The sequence below is a fragment of the Glutamicibacter sp. NPDC055354 genome (assembly GCF_053644955.1).
The window spans coordinates 1-5,783 of sequence record NZ_JBSHMB010000007.1 but is presented as its reverse complement, the minus strand read 5'-3'; the positions used below and the strand labels follow the sequence as shown (position 1 = coordinate 5,783).

Genomic DNA, 5,783 nt, shown 5'->3' with positions numbered 1-5,783 from the left:
GTTAAACAGGTGAGGCCCCGGCACCAAACGGTACCAGGGCCTCAAACCATCTACTCAAGTTAAGTCCGGCGGTGACCTACTCTCCCACACCCTCACGAGTGCAGTACCATCGGCGCAGTGGGCCTTAGCTTCCGGGTTCGGTATGGGACCGGGCGTTTCCCCCACGCTATGACCGCCGTAACAATCACGAAGCACACAAACCAAAACGTTTCCTGGTCAATGTTTTCCGGTGCTACAAAGTCTTGTATCCGTATTTGCTGGCTAGAGGTTGTTGTCTCGTAACCGCATAGTGAACGCGAACAGCATTGAAATCATCAGTTCAAATATTGTTTTATTGTGTGTTGAAAGTCATCGGCCTATTAGTACAGGTCAGCTACACAAGTCTTTAGTCCTTGCTTCCACATCCTGCCTATCAACCCAGTGGTCTAGCTGGGGGCCTCTCACACTCAAGGTGCATGGAAATCTCATCTCGAAGCAGGCTTCCCGCTTAGATGCTTTCAGCGGTTATCCCTTCCAAACGTAGCTAATCAGCGATGCACTTGGCAGTACAACTGACACACCAGAGGTTCGTCCGTCCCGGTCCTCTCGTACTAAGGACAGCCCTTCTCAAATTTCCAACGCGCGCAGCGGATAGGGACCGAACTGTCTCACGACGTTCTAAACCCAGCTCGCGTACCGCTTTAATGGGCGAACAGCCCAACCCTTGGGACCTACTCCAGCCCCAGGATGCGACGAGCCGACATCGAGGTGCCAAACCATGCCGTCGATATGGACTCTTGGGCAAGATCAGCCTGTTATCCCCGAGGTACCTTTTATCCGTTGAGCGACGGCCCTTCCACGAGGTGCCGCCGGATCACTAGTCCCGACTTTCGTCCCTGCTCGAGCTGTCACTCTCACAGTCAAGCTCCCTTGTGCACTTACACTCGACACCTGATTGCCAACCAGGCTGAGGGAACCTTTGGGCGCCTCCGTTACATTTTAGGAGGCAACCGCCCCAGTTAAACTACCCATCAGGCACTGTCCCTGAACCAGATCATGGTCCGAAGTTAGGTGACCGGTACAGCCAGAGTGGTATTTCAACGATGACTCCACCTGAACTAGCGTCCAAGCTTCACAGTCTCCCACCTATCCTACACAAGCTGCACCGAACACCAATACCAAACTATAGTAAAGGTCTCGGGGTCTTTCCGTCCTGCTGCGCGTAACGAGCATCTTTACTCGTACTGCAATTTCGCCGAGTTCATGGTTGAGACAGCGGGGAAGTCGTTACTCCATTCGTGCAGGTCGGAACTTACCCGACAAGGAATTTCGCTACCTTAGGATGGTTATAGTTACCACCGCCGTTTACTGGGGCTTAAATTCTCAGCTTCGCATTACTGCTAACCAGTCCTCTTAACCTTCCAGCACCGGGCAGGAGTCAGTCCGTATACATCGTCTTGCGACTTCGCACGGACCTGTGTTTTTAGTAAACAGTCGCTTCCCCCTGGTCTCTGCGGCCCACACCCGCATCAGAGAAGCAAGTTCTCATCACGGGGCAGGCCCCCCTTCTTCCGAAGTTACGGGGGCATTTTGCCGAGTTCCTTAACCATGATTCTCTCGATCGCCTTAGTATTCTCTACCTGATCACCTGTGTCGGTTTGGGGTACGGGCGGACTTGGACCTCGCGCCGATGCTTTTCTAGGCAGCATAGGATCACCGAATCACCCCGAAAACGGGGCGCCTATCAGGTCTCAGAATATATGAGCGGCGGATTTGCCAACCACTCTTCCTACACCCTTGGACCAGGTCAATTCCATTGCCTGGCTCGGCTACCTTCCTGCGTCACACCTGTTAATACGCTGACCTCACTGCATCGGTTCCCACCACATCAACCAGCAAGATACCCGAAGGCACCAACAGCTAGCGTCAATCATGGTTAGCATCCACAGCTCAGTATGGGCGGTCCTTCGCCGGTACGGGAATATCAACCCGTTGTCCATCGACTACGCCTGTCGGCCTCGCCTTAGGTCCCGACTAACCCAGGGCAGATTAGCTTAACCCTGGAACCCTTGATCATTCGGCGGACGGGTTTCTCACCCGTCATTCGCTACTCATGCCTGCATTCTCACTCGTGTGGCCTCCACCGCTGGTTTACACCGCGACTTCACCGTCCACACGACGCTCCCCTACCCATCCAAACACCCAATCGAAACCAGGTTAATATTTGAATGACGCAACTTCGGCGGTGTGCTTGAGCCCCGCTACATTATCGGCGCGGAATCACTTGACCAGTGAGCTATTACGCACTCTTTCAAGGGTGGCTGCTTCTAAGCCAACCTCCTGGTTGTCACAGCAACTCCACATCCTTTTCCACTTAGCACACGCTTAGGGGCCTTAGTTGGCGTTCTGGGCTGTTTCCCTCTCGACTATGAAGCTTATCCCCCACAGTCTCACTGCTGCGCTCTCACTTGCCGGCATTCGGAGTTTGGCTAAGGTCAGTAACCTTGTAGGGCCCATCGCCTATCCAGTAGCTCTACCTCCAGCAAGAAACACGCAACGCTGCACCTAAATGCATTTCGGGGAGAACCAGCTATCACGAAGTTTGATTGGCCTTTCACCCCTACCCACAGCTCATCCCCTCCATTTTCAACTGAAGTGGGTTCGGTCCTCCACACGCTCTTACACGCGCTTCAACCTGGCCATGGGTAGATCACTTCGCTTCGGGTCTAGATCACGCCACTCAAACGCCCTATTCAGACTCGCTTTCGCTACGGCTTCCCCACACGGGTTAACCTCGCGACGTAACACTAACTCGCAGGCTCATTCTTCAAAAGGCACGCCATCACCAGGGAACAAGTCCCCAGCTCTAACGGATTGTAAGCGCACGGTTTCAGGTACTATTTCACTCCCCTCCCGGGGTACTTTTCACCATTCCCTCACGGTACTGATTCACTATCGGTCATCAAGTAGTATTCAGGCTTACCAGGTGGTCCTGGCAGATTCACACAAGGTTTCACGGGCCCCGTGCTACTCGGGTATCAACACTAGAACGGCAGACACGCATTACACCTACGGGACTATCACCCTCTATGGTCCGGCATTCCAACCGATTCACCTATACGCCTGCACCTCATCCCACCAGCAAGATAGCGCTGGTACATGTCAACCCCACAACCCCGGTGATGCAACGCCTATCCGCTATCACACACCAACCGGTTTAGCCCCATCCGCGTTCGCTCGCCACTACTAACGGAATCACTGTTGTTTTCTCTTCCTGCGGGTACTGAGATGTTTCACTTCCCCGCGTTCCCTCCACACAGCCTATACATTCAGCTGCAGGTCACACCACATAACATGGTGCGGGGTTCCCCCATTCGGAAATCCTGGTCTCAACGTCCGGTTATCGACTCCACCAGGCTTATCGCAGATTCCCACGTCCTTCATCGGCTCTTGATGCCAAGGCATCCACCGTGCGCCCTTAAAAACTTCAACACAACATCAAAGTCAAAAGATATGAGCAATAAAACAATCTAACAAAATCACGCAGACAAGACTCCAACACCAGGCAATCCAAGGAAAAGGACTACCCAGCTCATCTCATCTGCAAGATGCTCGCGTTCACTATACAGTTCCCAAACAACAACCCCGCACCCCCGCAACAACACCCAAAACCAACACCAGCCAAAGGCCAGCATCAATCCAACAGGACATCCTTGCAGCAAACACAGGACAAACACCGAAACACCAAGAACCCCTCACCCAAGCGAACACCACCAGGACCCTCCCCACAGGAAGAACCCCGGCAACCATTCACCAGGAAAGGAGGCTTGTTGCCTCAAAACCCAACAGCATGCCAAACCATACAAACCACACAACACCCACACACCGCATTCCAGCACCGCAAGAAGAAAACCCCCTGCAATGCGTACTAGCAGATGCCCAAGCACCACGCGGCCACAGCCAATACCCCGCACCAGCATCAGCCAGCACGTTTTCCGGTATTGAGTCCATTGATATTCCACCCATGAGCAACCCACCCGGACAACACTCGTGTCCAGCATGGGCAACCAATAATGGTTAGCTCCTTAGAAAGGAGGTGATCCAGCCGCACCTTCCGGTACGGCTACCTTGTTACGACTTAGTCCCAATCGCCAGTCCCACCTTCGACGACTCCCCCCACACAAGGTGGTTAGGCCATCGGCTTCGGGTGTTACCAACTTTCGTGACTTGACGGGCGGTGTGTACAAGGCCCGGGAACGTATTCACCGCAGCGTTGCTGATCTGCGATTACTAGCGACTCCGACTTCATGGGGTCGAGTTGCAGACCCCAATCCGAACTGAGACCGGCTTTTAGGGATTAGCTCCACCTCACAGTATCGCAACCCATTGTACCGGCCATTGTAGCATGCGTGAAGCCCAAGACATAAGGGGCATGATGATTTGACGTCATCCCCACCTTCCTCCGAGTTGACCCCGGCAGTCTCCCATGAGTCCCCACCTTTACGTGCTGGCAACATGGAACGAGGGTTGCGCTCGTTGCGGGACTTAACCCAACATCTCACGACACGAGCTGACGACAACCATGCACCACCTGTGAACCAGCCCCGAAGGGAAACCCCATCTCTGAGGCGGTCTGGCACATGTCAAGCCTTGGTAAGGTTCTTCGCGTTGCATCGAATTAATCCGCATGCTCCGCCGCTTGTGCGGGCCCCCGTCAATTCCTTTGAGTTTTAGCCTTGCGGCCGTACTCCCCAGGCGGGGCACTTAATGCGTTAGCTACGGCGCGGAAAACGTGGAATGTCCCCCACACCTAGTGCCCAACGTTTACGGCATGGACTACCAGGGTATCTAATCCTGTTCGCTCCCCATGCTTTCGCTCCTCAGCGTCAGTAAATGCCCAGAGACCTGCCTTCGCCATCGGTGTTCCTCCTGATATCTGCGCATTTCACCGCTACACCAGGAATTCCAGTCTCCCCTACATCACTCTAGTCTGCCCGTACCCACCGCAGATCCGAGGTTGAGCCTCGGACTTTCACGGCAGACGCGACAAACCGCCTACGAGCTCTTTACGCCCAATAAATCCGGATAACGCTTGCGCCCTACGTATTACCGCGGCTGCTGGCACGTAGTTAGCCGGCGCTTCTTCTGCAGGTACCGTCACTTTCGCTTCTTCCCTACTGAAAGAGGTTTACAACCCGAAGGCCGTCATCCCTCACGCGGCGTCGCTGCATCAGGCTTTCGCCCATTGTGCAATATTCCCCACTGCTGCCTCCCGTAGGAGTCTGGGCCGTGTCTCAGTCCCAGTGTGGCCGGTCACCCTCTCAGGCCGGCTACCCGTCGTCGCCTTGGTGAGCCATTACCTCACCAACAAGCTGATAGGCCGCGAGTCCATCCCCCACCGATAAATCTTTCCACCAACAACCATGCGGTCAAAGGTAATATCCGGTATTAGACCCAGTTTCCCGGGCTTATCCCAGAGTCGGGGGCAGGTTACTCACGTGTTACTCACCCGTTCGCCACTAATCCACCCAGCAAGCTGGGCTTCATCGTTCGACTTGCATGTGTTAAGCACGCCGCCAGCGTTCATCCTGAGCCAGGATCAAACTCTCCATAAAAAAATAAAAAGCCACCGGCAACCCCTTGGAAAATAAGGGCGAAGCCAATGAAGTCCTGGCGAATAATAAAACACTCAAGAACACTGCACGGGGGTGCAATGCCTCAAGCAAATGTTATGTATTCACCAAATAAAAATATTCGGTATCAACAAACTTGGCACACTATTGAGTTCTCAAACAACAAACACT

3 rRNA genes are annotated in these 5,783 nt (G+C 53.9%); all 3 read right to left on the bottom strand.

The window, feature by feature from the left end:
• Positions 1–63 precede the first annotated feature (63 nt).
• The 3 genes from rrf to ACWICV_RS17020 all read right to left on the bottom strand — a co-directional run bounded on the left by rrf (position 64) and on the right by ACWICV_RS17020 (position 5,594).
• Positions 64–180: ribosomal RNA gene (rrf, locus tag ACWICV_RS17030) — 5S ribosomal RNA — on the bottom strand.
• Between the two features lie 158 nt (positions 181–338).
• Positions 339–3,471 (bottom strand): 23S ribosomal RNA (locus ACWICV_RS17025).
• A 597-nt stretch (positions 3,472–4,068) separates the two neighbouring features.
• Positions 4,069–5,594 (bottom strand): 16S ribosomal RNA (locus ACWICV_RS17020).
• Together the 16S, 23S and 5S rRNA genes form the textbook arrangement of a ribosomal RNA operon.
• Positions 5,595–5,783: the final 189 nt, after the last annotated feature.